This window comes from Actinomadura geliboluensis, assembly GCF_005889745.1.
Lineage (GTDB): Bacteria > Actinomycetota > Actinomycetes > Streptosporangiales > Streptosporangiaceae > Spirillospora > Spirillospora geliboluensis.
In genome coordinates, this window is sequence record NZ_VCKZ01000689.1 from 1 (window position 1) to 2110 (window position 2110).

General features: G+C 71.1%; 3 protein-coding genes and 1 tRNA gene. 3 read left to right on the forward strand and 1 reads right to left on the reverse strand.

Annotation, left to right across the window (positions count from 1 at the left end; all coding sequences use genetic code 11):
* Positions 1–23 precede the first annotated feature (23 nt).
* The 3 genes from ETD96_RS43525 to ETD96_RS43535 all read left to right on the forward strand — a co-directional run bounded on the left by ETD96_RS43525 (position 24) and on the right by ETD96_RS43535 (position 1884).
* Positions 24–96 (forward strand) — tRNA-Glu (locus ETD96_RS43525).
* A 109-nt stretch (positions 97–205) separates the two neighbouring features.
* Positions 206–1240, forward strand: a complete 1035-nt coding sequence (locus ETD96_RS43530) for an NAD(P)-dependent alcohol dehydrogenase (protein WP_240808647.1) — start codon at positions 206–208, stop codon at positions 1238–1240.
* Positions 1237–1884 carry a phosphatase PAP2 family protein gene (locus ETD96_RS43535; RefSeq protein ID WP_138642315.1) on the forward strand — a complete coding sequence of 216 codons (648 nt, stop codon included), beginning with the start codon at positions 1237–1239 and terminating at the stop codon, positions 1882–1884. Before ETD96_RS43530 ends, ETD96_RS43535 begins: the two co-directional genes overlap by 4 nt.
* On the opposite strand, the gene ETD96_RS45610 is transcribed toward ETD96_RS43535, so the two are convergent.
* A partial coding sequence (locus tag ETD96_RS45610; RefSeq protein WP_171069539.1) for a hypothetical protein occupies positions 1877–2110 on the reverse strand: 234 nt, incomplete at its 5' end. The two genes, ETD96_RS43535 and ETD96_RS45610, sit on opposite strands and share 8 nt — an antisense overlap.

The following is a 2110-nucleotide window of genomic DNA, read 5'->3' on the forward strand; positions in this document are numbered from 1 at the left end:
GATCGCACCGGGTGAAAAGTCCGGCCCCCGTCGTCTAGTGGCCTAGGACGCCGCCCTCTCAAGGCGGTAACGGCGGTTCGAATCCGCTCGGGGGTACACGTGGAACCGCAGGGGAACCTGCGGTTTTTTCTTTTTGCGGGTCTGCCCGTTGGATGGGCGGCTGCCGGGCGATCACCACCGGGCATGCGTGGGTAGGGGCGTGTCCATGAGCAGCACTATGCGGGCCGTGCAGGTCATCGGGTACGGCGAGGATCTGCGGATGGCCGAGGTGCCCGTCCCCGTGGCGGACGGGCCGTTCGACGTCGTGGTGAGGATCGGCGGGGCCGGGGTGTGCCGGACGGACCTGCACATCCTCGAAGGGCAGTGGGCCGAGAAGTCCGGGGTGGAACTGCCGTACACGATCGGGCACGAGAACGCCGGGTGGGTGCACGCCGTCGGGACAGCGGTCACGAACGTCGCCGAGGGCGACAAGGTGATCCTGCATCCGATCGTCACCTGCGGGCTGTGCCGGGCCTGCCGGTCGGGCGACGACGTGCACTGCACCGACAGCAGGTTCCCCGGCATCGACTCCGACGGCGGATACGCCGACTATCTGAAAACCTCCGCGCGCAGCGTGGTGAAGCTGGACGAGTCGCTGGAGCCGGCGGACGTCGCGGCGTTCGCCGACGCGGGCCTCACCGCCTACCACGCGGCGGCGAAGGCGGCGCGGCGGCTCACACCGCGCGACCGGTGCGTGCTGATCGGGGCCGGCGGCCTCGGGCACATCGGCGTCCAGGTGCTCAAGGCGATCAGCCCCGCCGAGCTGATCGTGGTGGACCGCGAACCGGACGCGGTGCGGCTCGCGACCGAGATCGGCGCCGACCACGGGATCGTCGCGGACGGCGACCACGTCGAACGGGTCCTCGACCTCACCGGCGGCGGCGCCGAGGTCGTCCTCGACTTCGTCGGCGAGGGCGGCACGACCGCCGAGGGGCTGCGGATGCTGCGGGAGGCGGGCGACTACCACGTGGTCGGCTACGGCGAGAACATCGACGTCCCCACGATCGACATCATCTCCGCGGAGATCAACATCATCGGGAACCTCGTCGGCTCCTACAACGACCTGTGCGACCTGATGGCGCTCGCGGCCCGCGGCGCCGTCACGCTGCACACGCGCGAGTACGCGCTGGACGACTTCCAGTCCGCGGTCGGCGACCTGGACGCCGGACGCGTGCGGGGCCGCGCGATCCTCACGCCGTGAGGGCGGAGACGGCGGTGCGCGGGCACGCCGCGTCCGTGCGGTGGGGGGCGTACGCGCTCCCCGTCGCGATCATGGTGCTGGTCACCGTGGACGTGCTCCTCGACGGCCCGCTCAGGCGGCTCGACTGGACGGCCCACGAGTTCTTCGACGCGCACGTCCGGGACGGCCTGCTCACGGCCGTCCACCTCGCCACGAAGTTCGGCCAGCGCGGCGACCTGGTCCTGCTCATCCTTCCGCTGTCCGTCATCGCCTGCGTCCGGACACGGTCGCCCCGGCCCCTCCTGGCGAGCGCGATGATCGTGGTCGGCCTGTCGCTGCTGCAGACCGGCCTGAAGGCGGTGATCCCGCGGACCTACCCCTACAGCGGCATGGACGTGCTGTTCGCCCAGGGGAACGCCTATCCGTCCGGCCACACCCTCAACGCGTTCGTGCTCATCTGGCTCATCCTGGAACTGCTGGTGGTCGCGTTCCCCGCCGTCCGGCTGCCCGCGCACCGCCGCCGCGGCATCGCGCTGGCGACCGGCTGGGTGACGGCGGTGGCGCTGACCGTGGCGGACGAGCACTGGTTCACCGACGTGCTGTTCAGCCTCGCCCTGGGCCCGGTCCTGCTGTCACTGCTGATCCGGTGGCGCCCGATCAGATGACGTAGGGGAGCCCGATGCCGAAGAGGCTCACCACGAATCCGACCAGTCCCGCCGCGGACCACAGGGCGGCCTTCTTGCGGGCGCGGGCTCGGACGGCCTGGCGCGCGTAGTCGTCAGGCCGCGAGTCGTCGGAGGTGGCGATGACGTGCTCGGGCGGGACCGCCAGCCCGCCGGCCTGCCTTTTTGCGTGGTCAGTGGTGTGCCGGCTCCTTTGGGTGGGCTTGTG